The sequence below is a fragment of the Ruegeria sp. YTSC004 genome, assembly GCF_059609805.1.
Window position 1 is genome coordinate 124727 of sequence record NZ_JBXWMJ010000008.1, and the last position, 25188, is coordinate 149914.

Annotated in this window: 24 protein-coding genes, 1 other RNA gene and 1 riboswitch; of the genes, 9 read left to right on the forward strand and 16 right to left on the reverse strand. The window is 58.6% G+C overall.

Going from position 1 to position 25188, the window contains the following annotated elements; genetic code table 11:
* Nucleotides 1–40: 40 nt before the first annotated feature.
* Entirely contained in the window at nucleotides 41–703 is a 663-nt protein-coding gene (gene mnmC2 / locus AC2FFP_RS15340; RefSeq protein WP_496768493.1) for a tRNA (5-methylaminomethyl-2-thiouridine)(34)-methyltransferase MnmC2, read from the forward strand.
* The gene (locus AC2FFP_RS15345; protein WP_496768491.1) at nucleotides 703–1572 is read left to right on the forward strand and encodes a DMT family transporter; all 870 of its coding nucleotides are present in this window, start codon (nucleotides 703–705) and stop codon (nucleotides 1570–1572) included. Before mnmC2 ends, AC2FFP_RS15345 begins: the two co-directional genes overlap by 1 nt.
* Here the strand turns inward: AC2FFP_RS15345 and AC2FFP_RS15350 are convergent.
* Nucleotides 1546–3510, reverse strand: coding sequence for a lytic transglycosylase domain-containing protein (locus AC2FFP_RS15350; protein WP_496782802.1), 1965 nt, complete (start codon nucleotides 3508–3510; stop codon nucleotides 1546–1548). The genes AC2FFP_RS15345 and AC2FFP_RS15350 overlap by 27 nt on opposite strands.
* A 133-nt stretch (nucleotides 3511–3643) precedes the next feature.
* Here AC2FFP_RS15350 and dapA point away from each other — a divergent pair, with 133 nt between their 5' ends.
* Complete coding sequence (dapA, locus tag AC2FFP_RS15355; protein WP_496782800.1) at nucleotides 3644–4516, forward strand: 4-hydroxy-tetrahydrodipicolinate synthase; 873 nt, start codon at nucleotides 3644–3646, stop codon at nucleotides 4514–4516.
* A 131-nt stretch (nucleotides 4517–4647) separates the two neighbouring features.
* Here the strand turns inward: dapA and AC2FFP_RS15360 are convergent, their stop codons facing one another.
* From AC2FFP_RS15360 to pdxR, 6 genes are all read right to left on the reverse strand, one after another.
* Nucleotides 4648–5520 (reverse strand): dimethyl sulfoxide reductase anchor subunit family protein, encoded by an 873-nt coding sequence (locus AC2FFP_RS15360; RefSeq protein WP_496782798.1) that lies wholly within the window; start codon nucleotides 5518–5520, stop codon nucleotides 4648–4650.
* Nucleotides 5520–6269, reverse strand: coding sequence for a 4Fe-4S dicluster domain-containing protein (locus AC2FFP_RS15365; protein WP_058279787.1), 750 nt, complete (start codon nucleotides 6267–6269; stop codon nucleotides 5520–5522). Before AC2FFP_RS15365 ends, AC2FFP_RS15360 begins: the two co-directional genes overlap by 1 nt.
* Before the next feature lie 91 nt (nucleotides 6270–6360).
* Nucleotides 6361–9174, reverse strand: coding sequence for a molybdopterin oxidoreductase family protein (locus AC2FFP_RS15370; RefSeq protein WP_496881221.1), 2814 nt, complete (start codon nucleotides 9172–9174; stop codon nucleotides 6361–6363).
* Nucleotides 9175–9252: 78 nt separating this feature from the next.
* Nucleotides 9253–10275: a phosphate acetyltransferase gene (pta, locus tag AC2FFP_RS15375; RefSeq protein WP_496844643.1), complete on the reverse strand. Its 1023-nt coding sequence runs from the start codon at nucleotides 10273–10275 to the stop codon at nucleotides 9253–9255.
* Between the two features lie 4 nt (nucleotides 10276–10279).
* Nucleotides 10280–12055, reverse strand: a complete 1776-nt coding sequence (gene xsc, locus AC2FFP_RS15380; RefSeq protein ID WP_496768485.1) for a sulfoacetaldehyde acetyltransferase — start codon at nucleotides 12053–12055, stop codon at nucleotides 10280–10282.
* A 124-nt stretch (nucleotides 12056–12179) separates the two neighbouring features.
* The gene (gene pdxR / locus AC2FFP_RS15385; RefSeq protein WP_496726604.1) at nucleotides 12180–13640 is read right to left on the reverse strand and encodes a MocR-like pyridoxine biosynthesis transcription factor PdxR; all 1461 of its coding nucleotides are present in this window, start codon (nucleotides 13638–13640) and stop codon (nucleotides 12180–12182) included.
* Nucleotides 13641–13774: 134 nt separating this feature from the next.
* Here pdxR and AC2FFP_RS15390 point away from each other — a divergent pair, with 134 nt between their 5' ends.
* Entirely contained in the window at nucleotides 13775–14083 is a 309-nt protein-coding gene (locus tag AC2FFP_RS15390) for an ArsR/SmtB family transcription factor (protein ID WP_058272522.1), read from the forward strand.
* Entirely contained in the window at nucleotides 14076–15104 is a 1029-nt protein-coding gene (locus AC2FFP_RS15395) for a permease (protein ID WP_496844642.1), read from the forward strand. The genes AC2FFP_RS15390 and AC2FFP_RS15395 overlap by 8 nt, the downstream gene beginning before the upstream one ends.
* Nucleotides 15105–15142: 38 nt before the next feature.
* On the opposite strand, the gene AC2FFP_RS15400 is transcribed toward AC2FFP_RS15395, so the two are convergent.
* Together AC2FFP_RS15400 and AC2FFP_RS15405 are read right to left on the reverse strand one after the other, a co-directional pair.
* A complete protein-coding gene (locus tag AC2FFP_RS15400) occupies nucleotides 15143–15532 on the reverse strand; it encodes a hypothetical protein (RefSeq protein ID WP_496768480.1) in 390 nt (129 codons plus the stop codon).
* Between the two features lie 51 nt (nucleotides 15533–15583).
* The gene (locus tag AC2FFP_RS15405; protein WP_496844641.1) at nucleotides 15584–16345 is read right to left on the reverse strand and encodes a DUF1013 domain-containing protein; all 762 of its coding nucleotides are present in this window, start codon (nucleotides 16343–16345) and stop codon (nucleotides 15584–15586) included.
* Between the two features lie 129 nt (nucleotides 16346–16474).
* On the opposite strand from AC2FFP_RS15405, the gene AC2FFP_RS15410 reads away from it, so the two are divergent.
* Nucleotides 16475–17116, forward strand: a complete 642-nt coding sequence (locus AC2FFP_RS15410) for a ribonuclease T2 family protein (RefSeq protein WP_496881222.1) — start codon at nucleotides 16475–16477, stop codon at nucleotides 17114–17116.
* On the opposite strand, the gene AC2FFP_RS15415 is transcribed toward AC2FFP_RS15410, so the two are convergent.
* The gene (locus AC2FFP_RS15415) at nucleotides 17113–17601 is read right to left on the reverse strand and encodes a hypothetical protein (RefSeq protein WP_496768476.1); all 489 of its coding nucleotides are present in this window, start codon (nucleotides 17599–17601) and stop codon (nucleotides 17113–17115) included. The genes AC2FFP_RS15410 and AC2FFP_RS15415 overlap by 4 nt on opposite strands.
* A 198-nt stretch (nucleotides 17602–17799) precedes the next feature.
* Here AC2FFP_RS15415 and AC2FFP_RS15420 point away from each other — a divergent pair, with 198 nt between their 5' ends.
* Nucleotides 17800–18297: a lactoylglutathione lyase family protein gene (locus tag AC2FFP_RS15420; RefSeq protein WP_496726608.1), complete on the forward strand. Its 498-nt coding sequence runs from the start codon at nucleotides 17800–17802 to the stop codon at nucleotides 18295–18297.
* Nucleotides 18298–18367: 70 nt separating this feature from the next.
* Here AC2FFP_RS15420 and recR read toward each other — a convergent pair whose 3' ends face one another.
* The 3 genes from recR to AC2FFP_RS15435 form a co-directional block, all read right to left on the reverse strand.
* Nucleotides 18368–18961 (reverse strand): recombination mediator RecR, encoded by a 594-nt coding sequence (recR, locus tag AC2FFP_RS15425; protein ID WP_496726609.1) that lies wholly within the window; start codon nucleotides 18959–18961, stop codon nucleotides 18368–18370.
* A 64-nt stretch (nucleotides 18962–19025) separates the two neighbouring features.
* Nucleotides 19026–19370 (reverse strand): YbaB/EbfC family nucleoid-associated protein, encoded by a 345-nt coding sequence (locus tag AC2FFP_RS15430; protein WP_496726610.1) that lies wholly within the window; start codon nucleotides 19368–19370, stop codon nucleotides 19026–19028.
* Between the two features lie 387 nt (nucleotides 19371–19757).
* Complete coding sequence (locus AC2FFP_RS15435) at nucleotides 19758–21509, reverse strand: DNA polymerase III subunit gamma/tau (RefSeq protein WP_496768474.1); 1752 nt, start codon at nucleotides 21507–21509, stop codon at nucleotides 19758–19760.
* 157 nt (nucleotides 21510–21666) lie between these two features.
* Between AC2FFP_RS15435 and AC2FFP_RS15440 the strand changes: the two genes are divergently transcribed.
* Complete coding sequence (locus AC2FFP_RS15440; protein ID WP_496838296.1) at nucleotides 21667–22164, forward strand: protein-tyrosine phosphatase family protein; 498 nt, start codon at nucleotides 21667–21669, stop codon at nucleotides 22162–22164.
* A gap of 7 nt (nucleotides 22165–22171) precedes the next feature.
* Here AC2FFP_RS15440 and AC2FFP_RS15445 read toward each other — a convergent pair whose 3' ends face one another.
* A complete protein-coding gene (locus tag AC2FFP_RS15445; protein ID WP_496881223.1) occupies nucleotides 22172–22579 on the reverse strand; it encodes a hypothetical protein in 408 nt (135 codons plus the stop codon).
* A gap of 84 nt (nucleotides 22580–22663) precedes the next feature.
* Nucleotides 22664–22883, reverse strand: a riboswitch (cobalamin riboswitch).
* Nucleotides 22884–23027: 144 nt separating this feature from the next.
* Here AC2FFP_RS15445 and AC2FFP_RS15450 point away from each other — a divergent pair.
* Complete coding sequence (locus AC2FFP_RS15450; protein ID WP_496881224.1) at nucleotides 23028–23885, forward strand: alpha/beta hydrolase family protein; 858 nt, start codon at nucleotides 23028–23030, stop codon at nucleotides 23883–23885.
* An 8-nt stretch (nucleotides 23886–23893) separates the two neighbouring features.
* Here AC2FFP_RS15450 and rsgA read toward each other — a convergent pair whose 3' ends face one another.
* Together rsgA and ffs are read right to left on the reverse strand one after the other, a co-directional pair.
* A complete protein-coding gene (gene rsgA / locus AC2FFP_RS15455; RefSeq protein WP_496881225.1) occupies nucleotides 23894–24922 on the reverse strand; it encodes a ribosome small subunit-dependent GTPase A in 1029 nt (342 codons plus the stop codon).
* A 158-nt stretch (nucleotides 24923–25080) separates the two neighbouring features.
* An RNA gene (gene ffs, locus AC2FFP_RS15460) (signal recognition particle sRNA small type) lies at nucleotides 25081–25179 on the reverse strand.
* Nucleotides 25180–25188 lie beyond the last annotated feature (9 nt).

A 25188-nucleotide genomic window follows, 5' to 3' on the forward strand; every position in this document is an offset into this window, starting at 1 on the left:
CCTTGTTCAGTGTCGCGCCGCTTAGCTACAGGATTCCCCGATGGCAGACCAGCGCGCCGAACTGACATGGACTGAGGATCAGATCCCGGTCTCGGATCGTTTCGACGATCCGTATTACTCGTTGCAGAACGGGCTGGAAGAGACGCGGCATGTGTTTCTGGCGGGTAATGAGCTGCCTGCGCGGTTCGCATCTGGTTTCCACATTGCTGAATTGGGCTTTGGCACCGGCTTGAACATGCTGACTGTCTGGTCAGAGTGGGAGAATTCCGGCCAGACGACGCCCCTGTCCTTTACCAGTTTTGAGGCCTATCCGATGGCACCCGTGGACATGTCCCGAGCGCTGGCAGCCTTTCCTGAACTTGCGCCTTGGTCTGACCGGTTCCTTGCGCAATGGGAGGGAGGCACATGTGATTTGGGCACCCTGCGGCTTGAGGTTGTTGAAGGCGATGCACGTCAAACCCTGCAAGAATGGGAAGGTGCCGCCGATGCGTGGTTCTTGGATGGGTTCTCTCCGGCTAAAAACCCCGAATTATGGGGCGCAGACCTGATGCAGCAGGTCGCCGACCACACGGCCACTGGTGGGACGGCGGCGACGTATACAGCCGCCGGGTTCGTGCGACGGGGGCTTGAGGATGCCGGTTTCATAGTTACACGCGCACCCGGTTATGGCCGCAAGCGCCACATGACCTGCGCTGTCAAATAATGACGCAACAGAACAATACGCGCGCCGGGATTGCGTTGATGATCGGGGCGACCATCGTCTTTGCACTGCAGGACGGTATCTCGCGCCATCTGGCAGGAACCTACAACACCTACATGGTAGTGATGATCCGGTATTGGTTCTTTGCGGCCTTTGTCATCGCTTTGGCCGCACGTGCGCCCGGCGGATTGAAAGCCACCACCCAGACAAGCCAACTTAAGCTGCAAATATTTCGTGGCCTGCTGTTGGCGGCCGAGATCTGCGTCGCTGTGTTCAGTTTCACTGTTCTGGGCCTGATTGACGCGATGGCCGTATTCATCTGCTACCCGTTGTTGATCGCTGCTCTCAGCGGGCCGGTATTGGGCGAACAGTTCGGCTGGCGACGCTGGGCCGCAATCGGCGTTGGGTGCATCGGTGTTCTGATCATCCTGCAGCCCGGTGTAGGGGTCTTTAACCCTTGGGCCATTGTACCGCTGATCTCGGCTTTCATGTTTGCAGTCTATGGTTTGCTGACCCGTTACGTATCCCGCCGGGACAATTCCGCCACCAGCTTTTTCTGGACAGGCGTCAGCGGTGCCGTCGCCATGACGCTCGTGGGAATGTGGTTCTGGGAGCCGATGGCCCAGACGGACTGGGCCTGGATGGCGCTGCTATGCGTGAGCGGCGTTCTGGGGCATTGGTTGCTGATCAAATGCTATGAGATGGCCGAGGCCAGCGCGGTGCAGCCCTTCGCCTATTTCCACCTGGTCTGGAGCGCGATCCTGGGAATCTCGGTCTTTGGTGAAACGCTGCGCCCCGAAGTGGTCATAGGCGCAGCGCTGGTTGTCGCCGCCGGGCTGTTCACCCTATGGCGCGAAAGACGCCAGCGTTGACCCGACCAGTTCCTGCGAGAACGGGATCGGCAAGGCAGGTTGGCCAAGACGGGCGCGATAGACCGGCAGGCTTTCCGACACACGCATCACGTAGTTGCGGGTCTCGCTGAACGGGATCGTCTCAATCCAGTCGACCACGTCGATCTCACCTGCGCGCGGGTCGCCATAGCGATCCATCCACGACATCGGCCGACGTGGACCTGCGTTGTATCCTGCAGCCATCATCACAACGTTTCCGTTGAAATCAGCGGCCAGACCGGACAGGTAATTGGCACCCAGCTTGGCGTTGTATTGCCAGTCCGAAGTCAGCTTGATCGTCTTGTGGCCGCTTAGGATACCCAATTCCTTGGCAACAAGCTTTGCCGTGGCCGGCATGACCTGCATCAGCCCGCGCGCGCCGGCTCCACTGATCACAACGGGGTCAAACTCACTTTCCCGACGGGCAATGGCCAGCGTCATTTCCTTAGCCATGGGCAAACCCATGTCGGCCACCGGATGCACCGGGTAATAGGCGGCTGGCAAAACCAGGCCGACTGTTGCAGCGCGTTTGGCGATCATCACGGCCAGATGCGGCTGCTTTAACTCGATCACCAAATCGCCCAACTGATTGGCCTGAACCGGGTCCAACCCTTCAACCAGATGGGTCAGGAACCGTTCAGACAGGGTGTCTTCGTCAGCCTTCAGCAGCAGTAGCCCGGCTTCCAGTACGCTTGAATTGGAGAACTCAGCTTGCTTCCAGTGTGGCGCCCGGCGGGGGGTGGCCAACTCACTATCGAAAGGACGCCCGATCTGTTCCGCCGCCAGCAAGCCGTAGAAAGAGGATTGATAATCTGCACCCATTGCATAGGCGTCATAGGCTTTTTCGGCGTCACCATGGGCCGCATAGGCACGACCCAACCAATACCCGGCGCGTCCTTTCGAGATCGGCGATTTCACCGCGTCCGAGAAGTTCTGGAAATGCCGGATCGCGGTCGCAGGATCATTCAGCTTCCGCAAGGCCAGAAACCCGGAAAGCCACTCCAGATCCGCATAGCCATAGCCCATTTCTGGCGTCATGTGGTGATTGGCAGCAATCTGATAAGCGCGGTTCTGGTCCCCATTTCGCATCTCAAGTCGGGCCAACCGACGGCGGCCTTCGGCCCATTTGTCAGGTTCCCCCAACGCATCAGGGCCGGAAGAACGCGCCAGCATCAAGTCAATCGCGCTGTCGTCCAACTCTTTCTTGTCACGCCAGACGAACCTGTCAAAAGCCAAGCCCGGTGAATCACCCAGCGATTTCGGAACTGCCGCCACCTTGCCGTCGACGCCGGGTTGCCGTTTCTGAAGGCCGATCCGCGCCTCAGCCAGTTTACGCTGATCAGCGCTGACCAGCGGCAGCATCTGACCTGCGCTGACAAGGTGGTTGTCCCATAGCATCCGGTCCAGACGGGCGGCGTGATGGGGTTTCAGCAGCTTGCCAAAATTCTCAAGATAGTCTTTTTGCAGACCCGAGCCCATTGGCATCGTCCGCCAGGCCGCGACGATATCGGCTTCAGCATCTCCCTGACGCCCCTTTGCCTTCAATGCGACTGCATAGTTCAATGCACCCTCTGCGGTTTGCGGCGGCTGTTCGGCATAGAATTTAAGAACGCGGTCTGGATCGGCGCCAGTAAAGGCGGGCTCACTTTTGCGCCGCAACCAAGCCAGACCAGGCCAGTCTGGACGACGATCCAAGAACACCAGAACGTCACCCGAACTGCCAAACCCTTCGCGAAGCCAGTGCCAGACGATGATGTCCCGAGACACTGAACCCCGCGCACCAGAAACACGCAGGGCTTCATTCCAGTCCCCCTTGCGCATTTCATTCATACCGGCCCGCAGATCACCGGCGGCGTCGGCCCGCACTTGTGTGCCCGAAATCAGAATTACGACCGTCAAAAACGCCAGAAAGCGTGTCATCCCTTGCATTTCCCAACCAACCAAGGATACAGCCATTCAGGATAAAGCTTGCGCCGTCGGGTTCAACTCAAGAAAGACAGATTTCTGGCAAACCGAGGCGTAAAAATTACAAACTGCACCTAAGGAGCGTGTCATGTTCAAAGGCTCTATGCCAGCCCTCGTCACACCGTTTAGCAACGGCGAGTTGGACCTGAAGACGCTCAAACACTTGGTGGAATGGCAGATTCAGGAAGGCTCCACCGGGTTGGTTCCCGTTGGCACCACCGGCGAAAGCCCCACCCTGAGCCACGAAGAGCATGAAACGGTTGTCGACGAGGTTGTCAAAGCCTCGGCTGGTCGTGTTCCTGTGATCGCAGGTGCTGGGTCAAACAACACTGTCGAGGCCATCCGGTTTGTGCGATTCGCGCAGAAAGTAGGCGCCGATGCAGCTCTGGTCGTGACGCCATATTACAACAAGCCCACGCAAAAGGGTCTGCTGATGCATTTTCGCGCGCTGCATGATTGCGCGGATATTCCGATCATCATCTACAACATTCCCGGCCGTTCGATCATCGACATGACCCCTGAAACCATGGGTGAGTTGGCGAAACTGCCGCGCATCGTCGGTGTAAAGGACGCGACCGGCGATCTGGCACGTGTCAGCCAGCAGCGTGCCTCCTGCGGCCCGGACTTCTGTCAGTTGTCTGGCGAGGACGCGACTGCGCTAGGGTTCAACGCGCATGGCGGTGTGGGCTGTATCTCGGTCACCGCGAACGTCGCGCCCAAACTGTGTGCCGAATTCCAGCAGGCGACGCTGAACGGCGATTACACCAAGGCGTTAGAGTATCAGGACCGCCTGATGCCCCTGCACGAAGCGATCTTTATCGAGCCCGGCCTCGTGGGTGCCAAATACGCGCTCAGCAAATTGGGTCTGTGCAGCGAGGAAGTCCGCTCGCCCCTATCCGGGCTGGAAAGCAGCACCAAATCCGCGATAGACGCGGCGCTTCAGCACGCAGGTCTCATCTAGAACGAATTCAAAAGTGAAAAAAGGCGGCCTCGAACTTCGAGCGCCGCCTTTTTTTTGTTCCGGATCCAGGCTTCATCTGGACCAAAATATCCCGGGGGAGTCGCGGCTTGTCGCGACGGGGGGCAGAGCCCCTATCGTTTTCCGTAATACAGTCCGACGACATGCTCGGCCTGTGCGAAGAACAACCAGCGTGACGTCGCTACACCGGCCAGATGGGAGAGCACTGCCAGCAGCGCGAAGAAATGGCCGAATGGCAACAGCAGCAGGACAACCGGTAGGACAAACGCCAACACAAACGAGATGATGCGCAGCTTTTCGGCATGTTTGCGGCCAACGACGTGAACGAATTCACGCAGCAAATAGTTGGTGCCGGTATGAGGAGGCTCGAATGCACGCACGGTGCCGCGATCGCCCAATCCTGTTGCGGTGCCCAGATTTGTGCCGGACTCCTCCAGAGCTTTGTCGCCCTTTTTCCAGTACAGGATCTGCACCAAAGCAGCGATCAGCAATAGCGGCAGCGCAACACGTGCCTGTCCGGCCAGCAGGGCACCGCCTGCCAGGCTGAAGCTGAGGAACATGGCCGGAGTCAGGTTCATATTCCAGCGGGGAATGGTTTTGAGCTGCGTGTAGATCATCGACGTGGTGAATACGGTCAGTAGCGAAAACAGCGCACCGATCCAGCCAAGAAGGCTCCAGCGCTGGCCTAGGAAGATCACGCCAATCGCATAAAGCCCCATGACGATCAGAGCGATGACCGCGCACCAGCCTTCGCGGCTGAGCCAGCTGGTCTTCCATTGCGTAAACGCCTTCCAGGCCCGCTCGGGGTGGCCAAGGTGAAAGGTGGACGCCATCAACCCGCCAACGGACAGGGCGTAGGCGATCGCGAAAAAGACAAAAGCGACCCAGCCAGAGACGTCAGGCAGACCAAGCCCCAGAAAGAGCAACAGTCCAAAGCCAAGGCCCGACAGTGTCGTGAAGATGATAACGGAAGGTGCTGGATGCATCAGAGCTTCTCCAAAGTCTTGTCGAGCCAGCCAAGGAACCCTTTGGGTTCTTCAGCGACCGGGGCCAGCAGCGGGGCCAGGATGTCGATCTGATCTTCGACATTATCCTTGGGCCGGGGCGGCAGGTATTTGTTGACGGGCTTGGTGCCCATTTCCGGCATCAGGTCCATGCCACCGCGTTCGGCGACCAGTTTGCTGACATCGCTGTCCGCATCGCCCAGATCACCGAAGTGGCGCGCGCCTGCGGGGCAGGTGCGTACGCAGGATGGGACTCGGTCCACTTCCGGCAGGTTCTCGTTATAGATCCGGTCAACGCAGAGGGTGCATTTCTTCATCACACCTTCGGCTTGATCCAGTTCACGTGCGCCGTAGGGGCAGGACCAAGCGCACAGGCCGCAACCGATGCAGTCGCTTTCATTGACTAAAACGATGCCATCCTCGACCCGCTTGTAGCTGGCCCCTGTGGGGCAAACGGTGACGCAAGGTGCGTCCTCGCAGTGCAGGCAGGATTTGGGGAAGTGGATCAGCTGGGCATGACCTTCCGCAGGCTGCACCTCGTAAGAGTGCACCCGGTTCAGGAACGTGCCGGACGGGTTGGCGCCGTACGCGTCCTGATCGGATAGCGGCGCGCCGTAGTTTTCCGTGTTCCAGCCTTTGCATGAGATGACGCAGGCGTGGCAGCCAACGCAGGTGTCCAGGTCGATGACCAGACCCATCTTGCGGTCGGTGGATGTGGGGAGCTGGGTCATGACTACCTTGCCTCCGCTTTTGTGGTGATGGCGGGCTGGGGCGCTGCCCCAGACCCGGGGATATTTTTAGCCAGATGAAGCAGGGATCGGATCATTTGCCTACCTTCCACGCCAAATCTTTCGGTCCAGTTCCGACCGGAGATTCAATCGGTGGGAATTCCGGTTGGCTTTCCGCATCCATTGGTGGGTCAGCTTTTTCGATCTTCACTTTCAGGTCGAACCATGCGGCCTGACCGGTGATCGGGTCAGAGTTCGCCCACCGCAGACCATCGCCCTTGGGCGGCAGCAGCTCGTGAATCAGGTGGTTCAGCAAGAAGCCCTTGGTGGCTTCTGGTGCGTCGTCCTGCAAAGCCCAGGCACCTTTGCGTTTGCCAATCGCGTTCCAGGTCCAGACGGTGTTTTCGTTCAGCGCCGCCATTTCCATGACCGGTACCGTGATTTCGCCATGCGGCGAGGTCACCTTGGCCCAATCACCGTCGCTCAGGCCATTCTCGCGCATCAGCTTGGTCGGAACATAAAGTGGGTTACGCCCGTGCAACTGGCGCAGCCATGCGTTCTGGGTTCCCCAGCTGTGATACATTGCCATGGGGCGCTGGGTCAGAGCGTTGACAGTGAAGCCTTCGTTGCCGGTCTGGTCGGTTTCGTACCAGATGGGCATCGGGTCCAATGTCTCTTTGATGCGTTCCCGTAGGTGTTCCGGGGGCTGACGTTCGCCATGGCCTTCGGCGGCAAGCTGGAACTTGCGCATCGGCTCGGAATAGAGCTGGAACAGGTATGGCTGTGGGCTGTCATAAATGCCCATGCCGACCGCCCAATCCTGATAAGCAGTGTTCCATGGTTTGTAGTAATCCGCGCCTTCGGGGATATGGGCCACGTAGAAGCCGCCGTTTTCGATATAGCGGTTCAGCTGGTCAGGGTTGACCTCGCCGCGGCCTTCCTTGTCGCCGTTTTCACCACGGAAACCGGCAAGCGGGCCGATGCCGGGCTTGCGCTCGTGGTTGACGATATAGTCGGCGTAATCTGTCCATTTGGCGCTGCCGTCTTCGTTGGTGAAGCCCGGCAGGCCCATGCGGTTGGCCAGTTCGACCAGCGCTGATTGGAAACCTTTGACATCCCGGTCGGGCTCAATCACCGGCCAGCGAATTGCGTCGGCTGCGGCATCCGCTTCGCAGATCGGGCGATCAAGCAGCGAGATACAGTCATGCCGTTCCAGATACGTGGTATCCGGCAGGATCAGGTCGGCATAGGCCACCATCTCCGACGAATAAGCGTCGGAATAGATGATATGCGGGATTACGTAATCGCCGTTTTCATCTTTGTCCGTCAGCATTTCCATGACACCTTTGGTGTTCATGGATGAGTTCCAGGACATGTTGGCCATGTACATGAACAGCGTGTCGATCTTGTAGGGATCGCCCGCATGTGCGTTCGAGATCACCATATGCATCAGCCCGTGGCTGGACATCGGGTTGTCCCACGTAAATGCCTTGTCGATCCGCGCCGGGCTGCCGTCTGCCTTCAGCGCCAGATCCTCTGGCCCTTGAACAAAGCCCAGATGCGGGCCGTCCAGCGGCGTGTTCGGGGTCACCTTGCAGTGCGGTCTCGGGTGCGCCTCGACCGGTTTGGGATAGGGCGGTTTGAAGCGGAAGCCGCCGGGGACTTCGACTGTGCCAAGGATGATCTGCAACACGTGCAGTGCGCGGCAGGTCTGGAAACCGTTGGCATGAGCCGAGACACCGCGCATCGAGTGCATTGCAACCGGGCGACCGATCATCTTGGTGTGTTTTTCGCCGCGGAAATCAGTCCATTCGCGCTCCAACTCGAACGCCTCGTCAAAGGCAACGCGGGCCAACTCGCCCGCGATGGCGCGGATACGGGTGGCGGGGATGCCACACTGCTCGGCGATGTTCTCGGGCGCGTATTCGTCGCTGAGGTAGCGTTCGGCCATCAGATGGAACACGGGCCGGTGGGTGACGCCATCCTTCTCAAAGGTCGCCGACAGGTCGGGGCGGACCCCCGGTTTGTCAAACGCCGTCAGTTCGCCCGTGTTGCGATCAACAACCAGCGGTTTGCCGTTCTCATCGCGCAGGAACAGACCTTTTGTGGGGCCTTCGGACGCGTCGACCAGAACCGGCGCGTTGGTGTAACGGCTGAGATAGTCCAGATCGATCTTGCCGGCCTTCATCAGCACGTGGATCATCGACAGGATGAACAACCCATCAGTACCAGGAGTGATCCCGACCCAATCGTCAGCAACCGCGTTATAGCCCGAGCGGATCGGGTTGACGCCGATCACCCGTGCGCCACGGGCTTTGATCTTGCCGATGCCCATCTTGATCGGGTTGCTGTCGTGGTCTTCGGCAACACCGAACAGCATGAACAGCTTGGTGTGATCCCAGTCGGGCTGGCCGAATTCCCAGAATGCTCCACCCATCGTGTAGATGCCGCCTGCGGCCATATTGACCGAGCAAAAACCACCATGGGCCGCATAGTTGCAGGTGCCAAAGTTTTGCGCCCAGAAGCTGGTGAAGCTCTGGCTCTGGTCCCGGCCGGTGAAAAACGCCAATTTTTCGGGGTTATCCTCGCGGATCGGCTTGAGCCAGCCAACGGCGATGTCCAGCGCCTCGTCCCAGCTGATCTCTTCGAACTTGCCCGAGCCACGCGGCCCGACGCGTTTCAGTGGGGCGCGCAAGCGGGACGGGGCATTGACCTGCATGATCCCTGCCGAGCCCTTGGCGCACAGGACGCCCTTGTTAACCGGGTGATCGCGGTTGCCTTCGATATAGGCAACCTTGCCGTCCTTCATGTGTACGTTGATGCCGCAGCGGCAGGCGCACATGTAGCACGTTGTTTTTCTGACCTCGTCAGAGACCTTGGGAGAGGTATTAATGATTGGCTGGTTCATTTCTGGTCCCTGTGGCTTTTGATCCGATTATTCTCATGAGCAGAGATCAATCGAAACAGTATTTCGCTTTAGCCGGATTTACGAGGCGTCTGTCCGGGTTTTGGATGTTTCTGCTTGCACGGCCGTAACCGCGATCATGTGCAGAACGTCCTCGGCGGAGCATCCGCGTGAAAGGTCGTTGGCCGGTTTCGCCAGTCCCTGAAGGACCGGGCCGATTGCTTCGGCACCCCCAATACGTTGCGCGATCTTGTAGCCAAGGTTGCCTGCGTCGAGGTTCGGGAACACAAAGACATTTGCCTCGCCGCGCAGGGGCGAATCCTTGGCTTTCTTTGCAGCCACCTCGGGGACGAATGCGGCGTCAAACTGCAGCTCGCCGTCGATCAACAGATCGGGGTCAGCCGATTTTGCAATCTGCGTGGCTTCGCTGACCTTCGTGACTTTCGGATGATTGGCGCTGCCGCCGGTGGAAAAGGACAGCATCGCAACGCGGGGTGTCTCATGCGTCAGCGCCTTGAAAGACGCGGCAGATGCCCGGGCGATTTCGGCCAATTCCTGTTCGTTCGGATCAACAACCAGGCCGCAATCGGCAAAGATGTGCGCTCCGCGGACCGTGTGGTGATCGCGGCAGTAGAGCATCAGGAAAAAGCTGGAAACCATGGCCGCGTCGGGGGCTTTGCCGATGATCTGCAAAGCGGCGCGCACTGTGGCCGACGTGGTCTCAACAGCTCCGCCGACAGTTCCGTCGGCATTACCGGTATGAACCAGCATCGCGGCATAGTTCAGGCGGCGTTTGATTTCGTCAGCGGCCTTTTCAGGCGTCATGCCCTTGTGCTTGCGCCGCTCGAAAAGCTCAGCTGCAAACGCTTCGGCAAGGGGAGAGTCCGATGGATCGTGGATTTCGATGCCGTCGACATCCTGACCAGCCTGTTCGGCCAGCAGGGCAGTTACTTTGGCTTTGTCACCAACCAGAATGATGCGCGCGACACCTTCCTTGCGGGCCTTCAAAGCACCTTCAACAACACGTGGATCATCGCCCTCAGCGAGGGCGATGATCTTGTCGGAGCTGCTAGCAGCTCCGAGAATTGTGCGTAGTGGCTTCACGCGATTATGCCCCGGCCGACGTATTCATGTCAGCCGCGTCGATACCGGCAACACGGACCGGCTTTTTCATGGCGTCGCGACGGAAGGGATCGCCCAGTTCCTGGTTGATCATGGCTTCGATCAGAGTGGTGATGCCATTTTTCTGGTCGATGATCGCCTGGTTCAGGGCCGCGGTCAGCTCGTCCTGAGTGCGTGCAACGACGCCTTTCAGACCACATGCGGTTGCGATACCGGCATAAGAGACCTGTTGGTCCAGTTCGGTGCCAACGAAGTTGTCGTCGAACCACAGGGTCGAGTTACGCTTTTCAGCGCCCCACTGGTAGTTGCGGAAAACGATCTGGGTCACGGCGGGCCATTCTTCGCGGCCAATCGCGGTCAGTTCGTTCACAGCGATACCAAATGCGCCGTCACCCGAGAAACCGACAACCGGAACGTCCGGGCAACCAATTTTCGCGCCAACAACGGCAGGCAGGCCGTAACCACAGGGGCCAAACAGACCAGGTGCCAGGTACTTGCGGCCTTCTTCGAAGGACGGGTACGCGTTACCGATGGCGCAGTTGTTGCCGATATCGGACGAGATGATTGCCTCGGTCGGCAGCGCCGCTTGAATTGCGCGCCATGCCATGCGGGGGCTCATCCAGTCTGGCTTAGCGGCACGTGCACGCTCGTTCCAGGTGGTGCCCGGATCGTCGTTCTCGTGGGTCAGCGAGCTCAGTTCTTGCGCCCAAGCCGATTTGGTTGTGGCGATCAGGTTCTTGCGGTCTTCGCGACCTGCTTCACCGGCGTTGTCGCCCAGACGTTCCAGCAGACCTTCGGCCACTTTCTTGGCGTCGCCGACGATGCCAACGGTCACGTCTTTGGTCAGGCCGATACGATCAGGGTTCAGGTCAACCTGAATGATCTTGGCATCGGTCGGCCAGTAGTTGATGCCGTAACCAGGCAAGGTCGAGAACGGGTTCAGACGAGTGCCCAGAGCCAGAACAACGTCCGCTTTGGCGATCAGCTCCATACCGGCTTTCGAGCCGTTATAGCCCAGCGGACCGGCAAACAGCGGGTGCGAGCCGGGGAAGGCGTCGTTGTGCTGATAGCCAACGCAGACCGGTGCGGTCAGACGTTCGGCCAATTCGGCTGACGCAGGGATCGCGCCGGACAGAACAACACCAGCACCGTTCAGGATGACCGGGAATTTGGCGTCGGACAACAGGGCTGCGGCTTCGTCCAGTGCTTCGTTGCCGCCAGCAGTCGCGGCGAATTCGACGATCTTGGGCAGCTCGATGTCGATGACCTGAGTCCACATGTCGCGCGGGATGTTCATCTGAGCAGGTGCCGAGGCACGCTTGGCTTGCAGGATGACGCGGTTCAGAACTTCGGCGACACGGCTGGGGTCACGCAGTTCTTCCTGGTAGGCAACACAGTCCGCAAACATGCGCATCTGTTCCATTTCCTGGAAGCCACCCTGACCGATGGTCTTGTTGGCAGCCTGCGGAGTGATCAGCAGAACAGGGGTGTGGTTCCAGTATGCGGTTTTGACGGCGGTGACGAAGTTGGTGATGCCGGGGCCGTTCTGCGCGATCATCATCGACATCTTGCCGGTGGCACGGGTGTAGCCGTCCGCCATCATGCCGCCGGAACCTTCGTGGGCGCAGTCCCAGAAATTGATGCCTGCAGCCGGGAAGATATCCGAGATCGGCATCATCGCCGAGCCGATGATACCGAACGCATGTTCGATACCGTGCATTTGCAGAACCTTAACAAAGGCCTCTTCAGTGGTCATTTTCATCTGAGTGTTCTCCGCACAATTGAAGAAAGGTTCGGGCACAGCACCCGCCTTTGATACGGTTTTGGCGCAAGGGGCGAAGCGGCGTTAGGGCCAGAACGTTAGGCGGGATATGTCCAGAGTCGTGCTAGGCGGATCGGATGGCATCCGCGATCAGTTTCACCCCCGGCCCGATGCGGTCCCGGCCAATGGACGAGTATCCAAGGCGATAGAAGTTGTGCGGTCGGTGCAACCCATTGAAGAACGGGGCACCTGGTTCGATATGGACGCCCTGGCTCTGCAGCTTTTGGGCAAGTTTCGTCGTGTCCACACGCTCGGGGGCCGACATCCAAAGAGACGAGCCGCCCATGATTCCGCGTCCGGCAGCGGTAAGCCCGTACTGTTCGACTGCAGCATCCAACGCTTCGCGGCGCCGGGCAAGGGTCTTGGACATACGCCGAATCTGAGCATCGTAATGGCCCAGTGACAGGAAATAGGCCGCAGTGCGCTGGATATGGCCCGGCGGGTGGCGCAGCACCAAAGAACGCAAGGCTCGTGCCTCGCGGATAAAGGGCTCGGACCCAACAATGTAGCCTAGCCGCAATCCGGGAAACAGCGACTTCGAGAAGCTGCCCACATAGATCACCCGTCCGTCGCGATCCATTGACTTGAGGGCCGGGGACGGGGATCCCAGAAAGGCCATTTCAAACTCGTAATCGTCCTCGACCACCATGGCGTCCAGTTCGCGGGCGCGTTTCAGCAGCTCGTAGCGGCGTTCAACGGGCATGGTTGCCGTTGTCGGGCTTTGATGGCTGGGGGTGGTGAAAATTACGTCTGTTTCGTCAGGTAGCGCATCCGGGGTCAGGCCGTCGCTGTCGACGGCCAGTGGCGACACCTTGCAATCGGAGTGATTCAACAGATCCCGCAGCGCATAGTAACAGGGGTCTTCAATCACCGCTGTGCGGTTGCGGTTCAAAAGAATGCGTGAGGCCAGCCACAGTGCGTTTTGCGCGCCCATAGTGATCAAGATCTCTTCGGGGCGGGCGGCGATTCCACGGCGCGGCAACGTGTGACGGGCGATGAATTCGATCAGCAGCGGATCATCCTGATCCATGTAGTCCCCGGTCAGGGATGCAAAATCCTTGTGACCCAACGCGCGGACCGCGCAGAGACGCCAGTTGGCGTGGTCAAACAATTTCCGATCTGCCTGACCATAGATGAAAGGGTATTTGTAATCGCGCCAATTACTGGGCTTGGGCAGCACGTCCCCGTCCGAGAACCTGCGTGCGAGTGCCGTGTCCCAGTCGACATTTTCATCGCGTTTTTGCACAGGCGAATACTTGGGTGGCACGGGCGCGTTTTGCGAGACGAAATACCCCGACCGGCCTTTGGCAGTCAGGTAGTCATTGGCCAGAAGTTCCGTATACGCCAATGTCACCGTGATCCGGCTAACACCTAGGTGTGCCGCCAGTTTACGAGACGAGGGCAGCTTTTCCCCAACGTGGAACCGGCCAGACAGGATGCCTTCGGCAATCATCTGCTGGATCTGCGCCTGCAGCGTGCCCTGTCCGTTCAATTCCAGAAAGAATGTGTCGACCGATATTCCCATAGCGCCTTATAGGGTGGACTTAAGGCGAGGGCAATCTGGACTTAATCTCGTCTCGAGAATTCGTGAACAAGGCGCTTGACGAAAAAGAACGACTCACCTAAATAACTAGAAATTTAGTTTAATGGAGAAGTCAGATGTGGGAAACAGCTGCAGCAGGATTCTCGGCCATGGGCTCTGAAGCGCGACTGAAGGTTCTCAAGACATTGGTTCGGGCTGGTGAGGCGGGGTTGACCGTTGGGGAAATCCAGAACCGCACAGGCATTGCGCCTTCGACATTGGCCCATCACCTGCGGTTTCTCGCGGCCGGCGGTGTTGTCGAGCAAGAGAAAATCGGGCGCGCCACCATCAACCGCGCAAATTATGAAGAATTGAGAGGCCTCGCGCAGTTCATTCTTAGCGAATGCTGCGCGGACGAAGTGGGAAAGGCTGCGAACGATGGCTGAGCTGACACAAAACCCAAAGGCACCGGCAAAGGTGGCCGTTGATCTGATCAAAACCCCATGGGCGGTGATCGTGGCCATTCTGGCGCTTGTGGCTGTCCTTGACCCCGGCAATTGGGGAGAGGTTGTAACCTTTGCGGGTAAAGCCCTTGCCCATACGGGCCAGTACATTCTGTTCGCCGTCTTGCTGCTGTCTTACCTCAAGGCGACAGGTGCCGAAGTGATGGTTGCGCGCGCCTTTGAGGGGCGCGAGACGCGGATGATCTTTCTGGCCGCAGTCTTCGGCGGCCTCGCACCGTTCTGTTCTTGCGAAGTCATTCCGTTTATTGCTGGTCTGCTGGCGCTTGGTGCGCCATTGTCGGCTGTCATGGCGTTCTGGCTCAGCTCGCCCTTGATTGATCCACCTACCCTGTTGATCACGGCAGGCGCATTGGGTTGGCCATTTGCAATCGGCAAGGCCATTGCAGCTGTCGCATTGGGTCTGTTTGGGGGCTTTGCCGTCCGTGCCCTGATGCGAGGTGGTGCGTTTGCCCAGCCTCTGCGCGAATACAAACCGGCTGGCTGCGGATGCGGACCTAAAACAGAGGACAAACCTGTCTGGAAGTTCTGGCAGGTACCCGAGCGTCGTCAGCGCTTCCGGTCCGAGTTCATTCACAACAGCCTGTTTCTGTTGAAATGGTTGGCTCTGGCCTATGTGCTTGAGGCGCTGTTGGTCAGCTATGTGCCCGCCGATCTGATCGCGCGCGTTGTCGGCGGTGACGGTGTTGTACCCATTGTCATTGCCGCGTTGGTCGGGATGCCCGCTTACCTGAACTCCTACGTCGCGCCGCCGCTGCTGGCAGGCCTGATGGAACAGGGGATGAGCGCTGGGGCCGCGATGTCATTCATGGTCGCGGGTGCCGTCAGTTCGATCCCAGCGATGGCCGCCGTCTGGTCATTGGTCAAACCGAGGGTTTTTGCGACCTATTTGGGACTGGGGATTATCGGGGCCATCACCGCCGGCATCCTGTTCCAGATGATCTGAAACCAAAGCCGTCCGGTGTTCTTATCGGGCGGCTTTTCTTATCCTGCTTCGCAGTGGCGTGGCAGTTTGAACCGATACCGGGCCTCGCCACTGTCCACGTACACACGTTTCTCGATGCAGGCTGTCGTGCCAACGGTTTGTGAGACCGGAGCGTCGGTTGAAGTGATCGAGGTCGCAGACCCGTCCGGCAGCCGGACCGAAGCAATGACGCCGTTCTTGAGGTCCCCGTTGATGGGTGTCGCTGACAAGACGTTGACGGTCATGAATGCCTCATGCTCGTGCTCGCCGCTGTCGTTGAAGATCAGCAAACCAGCAGCGACGGCAACAAGACCAACACCGCCTGCCATGGGCAAACCCCAGGTCTTCAGGAAGGCATAGATCGAAACGGCGCGATGCGGTCCAAATAGTTTGGAAAGAACGTTCAGCATGGTTTTCTCGTAAAAAAGCCCCGGTCCGTTCAGGCCGGGGCTGTCTGTGCTTTAGGCGCGCGGATCGTCTTCGTCTTCGTCGTCGGCACCGCCTTTGGGCAGGTTGAAGAAGCTGTCCGCGTCGAGGATTGGTTCTTCTTCTTTCTCTTCCGCAGGCTCGTCCGACAGCGAGAAGGTTTCCAGACCTTCGATGGCAGTCGGGATCTTCGGCGCCGCGTCCATTTCCAGCGACTGTTCGGTCGAAACCAGCTTGCGGCGCTCGTCATCGCTCATGACGCCACCTTCGGCAGCTTTCTTGGCTGCGGCCTTCTGCACGATCGCGTCCAACTCGGACTGTTTGCACAGGCCCAGGGCAACGGGGTCGATCGGCTGCATGTTGGAAATGTTCCAGTGGGTCCGTTCACGGATCGACTGGATGGTCGGCTTAGTGGTGCCCACCAGCTTGGCGATCTGACCGTCGCTGAGTTCCGGGTGGAACTTGACCAGCCACAGGATCGAGTTCGGACGGTCCTGACGCTTGGACAGCGGGGTATAGCGCGGACCGCGACGCTTTTCCTCGCCGCTTGCAGCGGGGTTGAACTTGAGCTTCAGCTTGTGCAGCGGGTTGTTCTGCGCGGTGTCGATCTCGTCCTGGGTCAGCTGGTTGTTGGCGATGGGGTCAAAGCCTTTCACGCCAGCGGCCACATCGCCGTCCGCGATGCCCTGCACCTCAAGCTCGTGCATGCCTACGAAATCCGCGATCTGCTTGAAGCTGATCGTGGTGTTGTCCACCAGCCATACGGCTGTTGCCTTGGCCATAAGCGGTTTTGCCATCAGCCCGTCTCCTATAAATACATCTTTCCCGTCGCCGGAATTCGGCGGCCCCTTTTTTTGGGGCAGGTTTCCGTTGTCGGGGAACTTGGTCCGTATATAGTCGCGCCAAGGCAAGAAGGGAAGAGGCGAATGCGCTGGGTTGTTTTGGGGCTGGTTTCGTGGATTTTCGGTGCAATGGCGGCGCTGGGCGATGGCGAAAAGGCAGGCGAGTTTGACTACTACGTCTTGTCGCTTAGCTGGTCGCCAAACTGGTGCGCCCGCGAAGGCGACGCGCGCGGATCGGATCAATGCGACACCCGGCATGACCATGGCTGGATCCTGCATGGTCTGTGGCCTCAGTACCATCAGGGCTGGCCCGCCTTCTGCCGTACGCCCGAGGCGCCGCCATCGCGGGCTATGTCACGCAAAATGACCGATATTCAGGGCAGTTCCGGTCTGGCGTGGCATCAATGGAAAAAGCATGGAACCTGCTCGGGCCTCAGTGCGTCCGACTATTATGCGCTGTCCCGGCAGGCGTATGAGGCGGTTGAGCGTCCTCAGGTATTCCGCAAGCTGGACGCCTCGGTCAAACTGCCTGCATCGGTCGTGGAAGAAGCCTTTCTGAAAGCCAACCCCGGCCTTGAGCGCGATATGATCACAGTGACCTGCAAGCAGGGCTATATAGAAGAGGTCCGACTGTGCCTGTCGCGCGACCTTGAACCCGTTCCCTGTGGTCGTGACGTGATCCGCGATTGTACGGCCAAAGACGCGCGTTTCGATCCGATTCGTTAGAGTTTCCTGTTCTGGCACTCTCGCGCATATTCCAGCGCTTTGGCCGTACCTTTCAGATCAATCGCCATCACCGTCTCACCCGCAGGGTTGTAAACCGTCATGGTCTTGTTCTGGGCAATTGCGTTGACGAAGCTGCGGTCGGTGAAAAACACAGTCGCGCCAGGCACGTCACGCTGATTGAAGCCGATGGCCGTGGCGTCATAGCTTTTGCCGTCCAGATCGAACCGGATCGGATAACTCTCGCCCTGTTTGATATCGCCCCACGCCTTGTTGTAGACGGCGAAATACCCGCGATTATCCAGCGCATCATAGCCCAACCGCACGACCGAGAGGTCTTGGTAGATCGTTTGAATCAGACAGCCGTTTCCGAGCGCTGGGTCCATCATAATGTTCCAGCCCTCGACAAAGCCTTTGTCGATCAGTTCCTGCGAAAACGCGGCGGTGGCTGTAAAGGCGGCAAGCGCGAGGGCAAATAGGCGTTTCATAACAGTTTCCAATATCAAATGGATAAGGTCGCAGCCATAGTACACGCCGCGTGCAAGAGGCAAAGGCCATTCTTGATTAATGCGGCCGCGAACAAAGACCTATGTGCACAGCGGAACCCGGCTATGCCTCACAGGGCAAACGCTTGAAACTCGGCTGTGGCACAATAGTTTTCGCCCCATAAAATTAAGGAGCGTGCCATGCCGCAACATCCAAGAACATTTTCTCACATCGGATTGTCCGTCCCAAACGTTGACGAGGCTGTAAAGTTCTACTCTGAAGTCCTTGGTTTTTACGTAATCATGCCACCAACGGACGTGGTAGAGGATGACACGGATATCGGTGTCATGTGCACTGATGTGTTTGGTCCGGAATGGAAAAAACTGCGTATTGCGCATCTCGCGACCGCTGATCGCGTTGGTTTTGAACTTTTCGAGTTTCACGGGAACTATGTGCCTGAAAACAATATCGACTTTCGCCAGAACGGTACGTTTCATTTTTGCGTCCAGGACCCGGATGTCGAAGGCTTGGTAGAAAAAATCGTGGCGGCTGGCGGCAAACAACGGATGCCGATCCGATACTATTATCCCGGTGAGAAACCCTATCGCATGGTCTACGTCGAAGACCCATTTGGTATCGTCTTCGAGATATACAGCCATTCCTATGAATTGACGTATTCGTCGGGTGCTTACACCTGACAATCGGAACAGACCTTGGTGTGCAACCGGAAGAGGCGAATCCTTTCCGGTTGTCGCCGTATCGCAAGACTCAGAGTTCTTTTCGTGCCCTCAGCGCCGCCGTAATCGTCCCGTCGTCCAGATAATCAAGCTCGCCCCCAATCGGAACACCCTGCGCCAGTGAGGTCAGGCGGACCTGTCCCTCCAACTGATCCGCGATGTAGTGGGCGGTGGTCTGGCCATCGACAGTGGCATTTAGGGCCAGAATGACCTCAGAAATCCCTTCGGCCATCACCCGATCCTTGAGTCGGGGAATGCGCAGTTCGTCCGGTCCGACCCCATCCAGAGCCGACAATGTGCCGCCCAAAACGTGATAGCGACCCTTGAAAACTGCAGCGCGTTCCATCGCCCAGAGATCAGCCACATCTTCGACCACGCACAACTCTCCGGTCGCGCGATCCTCGCTATCGCAGATGTCGCAGATATCGGTGGTGCCCACGTTGCCGCAATTCAGGCATTCGCGGGCGGTGGCAGCCACCTGCTGCATTACGTCCGACAGGGGCGTCAGCAGCAGGGCGCGCTTTCGGATCAGGTGCAGCACTGCGCGGCGGGCCGAGCGGGGCCCGAGGCCGGGCAGTTTGGCCATCAGGTCGATCAGATTGTCGATATCGCTGTTCGAACTCACGGCGTGCGCTCCTGCAAAAGGGCCGGACAGGGGTGCCCGGCCTTTGGGTCGTCAGGAGTGTCTATCAGAACGGCAGCTTGATGTCTGCGGGCAGACCCATGCTTTCGGTCAGCCTTGCCATCTCGGCCTGAGAGCGCTCGGCCGCTTTGGTTTGCGCGTCCTTGATAGCGGCCAGAATCAGATCTTCGACAACTTCCTTATCGTCGCCGTTGAAGATCGACGGATCGATGTCCAAACCCTTCAGCTCGCCTTTTGCGGTGGCGGTGGCCTTCACCAGCCCCGCACCGGATTCGCCCACAACCATCATGTTGTTCAGCTCTTCCTGCATATCCGTCATCTTGGTCTGCAAATCCTGTGCGGATTTCATCATCTTGGCCATATCGCCCAGACCGCCGAGTCCTTTGAGCATTTACTGTCTCCTAAATTGTGATCGCCTTAGGCGAACATATACAGCGTAAAGTGTCATCGACGCACATAGCGCAATTGTCAGCCCTATGAACAGGCTGGAATGACCGATGCACCCGATGTCTGCCGCCGATCTACGCGAGTCATCCATCAAGTCGTCGACAAAAATGTGAGCCGCCCAAATCGCCCAAGCGAAGGACGTCGCCAATGCGGTCCATAGGTTTCCGCGCCAGATTGCTATAGCAGACAACACCAGCAAGACCATGGATACCGGATGCAAGGTGAGAGCGACTGCTTCGACCAATTCGCTAACCGGTTCGCCATCCCAGCCAGGGTTAAATGCTTCGCATGCTTCGTAGTAGACCGCATCGATGTGTGCAAAGTGCAGCTGTTAATCCTCCTCGAACGGGTCCCATTCGTCTTCGACCTCAGGCAGGGCTTCGGTTTCTACCTTGGCGGCGCGTTCTTCCGGGGTTTCGATCCGTTTGATGCGCGCTTTGGGAAACTGCATCAGAACGGCTTGAACCAATGGGTGTTGTTCGGCCTGCGCTTTCAACGCCAGATCAGCCGCGTCTCGAACCTCGGCGATTGTTGCTGCGTCCCCGTCGGCCACGATTGAGACAGCCCATCGGTTTCCGGTCCAGCGTTGCAAGGCTGAACCAAGCCTTTGCGCCAGATCGGTCGGCGCTTTGTCCGTTGGCGTGAACTCGATCCGTCCCGGGGAATACGAGACGAGACGCACACCGTTTTCGACCTCAACCAACAGTTTTACGTCCCGGTTGGTGCGGATCAACTCGACCACGTGTTCGAAGGTTGGATAGCGTGCCAGCGCGGTCTGGATGTCCTGAGCAAGCGCTGCGGTGGGTGCCCCTGCCGGCCCGCGCTGGGCCGAGAGATGCGTAGAGGAAGTCGCCTGCGTAGGTGCATGAGTTGGCACAGCCACACCACCGCCAGGTCCCCCGTTCGGTGGGGGTGGAGGCGCATCCTGTAGTCGTTTGATAAGTTCTTCGGGGCTTGGCAAATCGGCCACATGAGTCAGACGAATGATTGCCATTTCGGCGGCCATCATCGCGTTGGGTGCTGCAGAGACCTCCTCCAGCGCTTTCAGCAACATCTGCCACATCCGCGTCAACACCCGCATCGGCAGCGCCTCGGCCATCTGTTGACCGCGCGCACGTTCATCCGGTGAGACGGTGGGGTCATCGGCGGCATCGGGCGTGATTTTGACCACGGAAACCCAATGGGTGATCTCGGCCAGATCGCGCAGCACGGCCAGCGGGTCGGCCCCTTCGGCATACTGGCCGCTCAACTCAGTCAATGCCCCAGCCGCATCGCCACGCAGGATCATGTCCATCAGATCCAGCACGCGCCCGCGATCTGCAAGGCCCAACATTGCCCGAACCTGATCGGCGCTGGTTTCCCCTGCACCATGTGAGATCGCCTGATCCAACAGCGAGGTCGCATCGCGGGCAGAGCCTTCGGCCGCACGTGTGATCAAAGCAAGCGCGTCTTCGGCGATCTGTGCGTTTTCCGCCGCGGCGATCTTGTTGAGCAGACCGATCATATCTTCGGGTTCGATCCGCCGCAGGTCAAACCGCTGGCAGCGCGACAGCACTGTCACCGGGACCTTGCGGATTTCGGTCGTCGCAAAGATGAACTTCACATGCTCAGGCGGTTCCTCGAGCGTTTTGAGCAGCGCATTGAAGGCGCTGGTCGACAGCATGTGAACTTCGTCGATGATGTAAATCTTATAACGCGCACTGGCGGCACGATATCGGACACTGTCGATAATCTCGCGAATGTCGTTCACACCGGTCCGGCTGGCGGCGTCCATCTCCATCACGTCGACATGGCGTCCTTCCATGATGGCCACACAATGTTCGCACTGGCCGCAAGGTTCGGTCGTTGGCTTGCCTTCGCCATCGGGGCCGATGCAGTTCATACCTTTGGCGATAATCCGGGCAGTGGTGGTTTTGCCGGTGCCGCGAATACCGGTCATGATAAAGGCCTGCGCGATCCGATCCGCTTCGAACGCGTTTTTCAGCGTGCGTACCATTGCGTCCTGTCCAACCAGATCAGCAAAGGTTTCGGGGCGGTACTTGCGGGCAAGAACCTGATAGGCGGGGCTGGGCGTTTCGGTCATGTCTGCTCTGTCAGATTCGTGTCAGAAATGCAGCGTAGAGACCCGGGCCGCCCACGTCCACAGCAGGCTTTGTGGAATTTCGGTTTGGACAGCGTCTGTAAGCGGGATAAACCAGCTGTCAAAATTTGGTGGGCCGGTGGCAGTAGGAGCATTAGCTTTGGCAAAATTTGCGATCTACGCGCTGCCTGTTGGCTCAGGCATCTTGGCGCTGTCCCCCTTGCCGGGCGGCGGCGGTGGGTATGTCGACGATCTGAGGGTGATACAGGACTGGAACCCTGATCTGGTGATTTCAATGACCACCGAGGCCGAGATGCGGCAGGTCGGCGCAGGCGGTTTTGGTCGAGACGTTCAAAGCAGGTCCGCGACCTGGGTGCATCTTCCGGTCGAGGATTTTGGCACACCGCCCCTGCCAATCGAAACTCTTTGGCCCCAAGCCAGCGCAGCCGCCCGGCAGGTTCTGTCCGACGGTGGACGCGTGCTGGTGCATTGCCGGGGCGGTTGTGGGCGGTCGGGGATGGTCGCGCTGAGGCTCATGGTGGAAAGCGGCGAAGATCCAAACCACGCGCTAAACCGGCTGCGCTTGGCCCGACCATGCGCGGTGGAAACGGATGAGCAGATGGCTTGGGCCATGAAACCGGCCCAGAGCGATCAGTGAACTAGGATCAGGCCGTGGCTTGTTGAACAACCTGATGCGATGGACGCGGTGCAAGGGCCGATGCCTGAAGCATGGCGCAAGGCAAGGCCGCCAAAACACCAGCAGGCAGAGTGGAAAAGTCAGGGCCGAACATCATATCGGCGTATTCGTCCAGCGTGTCGGCTGAGTCGCCTGTGTTTGCCCCGCAATAGACCCTGATCCGGGCCGGGCTGGCGCGAAACCGTGCGGTGCAACCCTCATCGCAATGGGTCAGTTCGCTGGAGCCGTCCACCTCAAATTCGCTGGTCGTCATTGGTCGTGCTGTTGCCATCGCCTCGGCCAATGACCGAGCCATTTGGGCCAATGCGGGGCAGGTTTTCCCCGTTTTCTGGCACAGGGTGGCGGTGAATTCGTGGGTCGTTGTCTTCCAGATCATAATGCGCCCTCCGCGCGGTGAGCGGGGGACGTGGAACAGGGAACTCAGCGTACTGAAGGCCTGCCCGGACACCCCGCCCGAGTTTCGGTTTTTACTTTGATGGCAGGTCTCCTGACTTGCGGGTCATTGCTTTGCCGACCTTCCCAGCCTTTCGGCCAGTGGTATTTCGGCATTGCTTACCGCTTACAGTTGCGGGGGCAGTCGCGGCCTTGGTCCGTTCCGGCTTTGCCGGGCTGGACCGCACCGAGTTCCCTTTTCATCCCGCCCCAATATAAGGACGAGAACCATCACCTCATCGCTAGCGGTTGTAGGTGGCTTGAGTCAAGCGGGCTGTTTTCCATCGTTCAAGTGGACGCTTGGTCACTTTGAAAATCTGTTGACTCTAGTCGCGCAAAAGCGCCGATATGCCATATGTGAACCGAATAGTTCAGATGCTTGCGAGGGCACCATGTTGGACAACACTCCGGTCGTTTTGACCGAAGACTTCACGTTTTCTGCCGGAGAGGCCGAACTGTCGGCACGGCTGTATATGCCTGCCTCGGCACCTGATGTGGCGGTTGTAGTCCATGCAGCCACAGGCGTACCGCGCGACTATTACCAGCATTTTGCGCGGTGGTTGGTGGAAGAACAGGGTATGGCCTGTCTGACCTATGACTATCGCGATTTTGGCCACTCTCTACACGGGCGCCTGCGCGATTCGCAGGCCACGATGGCTGACTGGGCGTTGATCGACATGCCCGCTGCTCGCGCTGAAATGCGACGCAGATTTCCCGCCGCCCAGCAGTGGAGCATTGGCCATTCGGTGGGTGGAATGCTGGGGCCAATTCAGCCCGATATTGAGCAGATCGACCGGATGATCTGTGTCTGTTCAGGTTTGGTGACGGTATCCGACCACCCCTGGCCGTATCGCGCACTGGCGACAATGTTCTGGTATGCCCACCCGCCATTGCTGGTTAAGGCATTGGGATACCTGCCGGGCAAGGCACTTGGGTTCGGCTCGGACCTTCCGGCACGTGTCTACTGGCAGTGGCGTAAATGGTGCACCGCTGCGCTGAGCTACGTGCCGGATATCGGCAAAAGCCTTCCAGACGCCCGTTGGTCCGCGTCGGAAACACCTGTTGATCTGTTCACAATGGACGATGATCAGGTGGTGCCCCCGAACGCGGTTTGGCGCCTGGCCGATCTTTACGGTCCCAAAGCCCGCCGGCATCAGTTGTCGCCGAAAGACTTTGGATTGGCCGAGGTCGGTCACATCGGCGCATTTGCGCGCCGAAATGCAAACATATGGCCCCGGTTGATCGCCTGAGTCGGTATTTACAGATTTTTGCGGGATTTCTTGTCCTGCATCACCGATCGTACCATCTTACCAAAGGCCTTGTCGCGCGCACGAGACTGCGCCACGGTTTCCGAGTTCCTTTCATCCTCGCGCCGCAGTTTTCGCCAACGCTCTAGCCGCTCTGTGTCAAGGGATCCGGTGGAAATCGCATCCTGCACAGCGCATCCCGGCTCGGCCTGATGCTGACAATCGGAAAAGCGGCAGGTTTGGGCCAATTCCAGAATGTCGGAAAAGACCTCATCGACGCCATCTTGTGCATCCAGCAACCGCAAAGCCCGCATGCCGGGTGTATCGACCAGCCAGCCTCCGTTCCGCATCGGATGCAACGCGCGGGCAGTTGTCGTGTGCCGCCCGCGCGCGTCGTCCTCGCGAATACCGGACGTTGCCTCATCCAGACCAGTCATGGCGTTGACCAATGTTGTCTTGCCGACACCGGATGAGCCGACCATTGCGGCAGTCTGCCCGGTGGAGCACCAGGACAGAACTTGCTGCACGTCCAGGGCATCCAAAGCATTGATAGCCAGCACGGTCAAAAACGGAGCCAGCGACTCGGCTGCTTTGGAGAAATTATCAGGATCGGCGCAGGTATCGGCCTTGGTTAGAACGATCACCGGATAGCACCCGGCCTGGTGTGCCAAAGCCAAATACCGTTCCAGTCGGGCCAGATTGAAGTCAGCATTGCAGGAACTGACGATGAACAGCACATCCACATTAGCAGCAATCAACTGAGCCTGGGCCCCGGTTCCGGCGGCGCGGCGTTTCAAAAGGCTGCGGCGTTCCAGCAGCTGTTGAACGCGGTTATGATCATCCGCCAATACCCAGTCGCCGACGGCGAAGTCGCCCGTCGGCTGGGCCAGGGTGAGCAGAGGTGTTTCACCGTTGATGTTTGCACCGATCAGACGATCACGGTGAACGGCTGTGATGCGAAAGGGAACGCACGAAGGATTGGCCGCATGTTGGGCGGCAAAGTGTGAGGACCATCCCAGGTCCGAAAGTGTAAAAGACATTGTTCTGCCTGTGTTCAGGTACAGCAATCCGTCTGGATGGCGGTCGCGCATCCAGCGGTAATGTGTTCAGGCAGGTGTGAGGGTCGGCCTCAGAAACGCTTTGCCTGAAGGGTTTTTGCTACAATCATAAAAGCCCTCCTGCGGCTAGCGGTTCAAGTAAGTGAGAGGTTGGACATCGACCCAAGCGGGGCTCGTTGTGGCTGCTTCCTTCCGGACCTGACCAGGTTGGCGAGGCGCTCGCCCGCGCCAACCTCTCGAATTTTGAT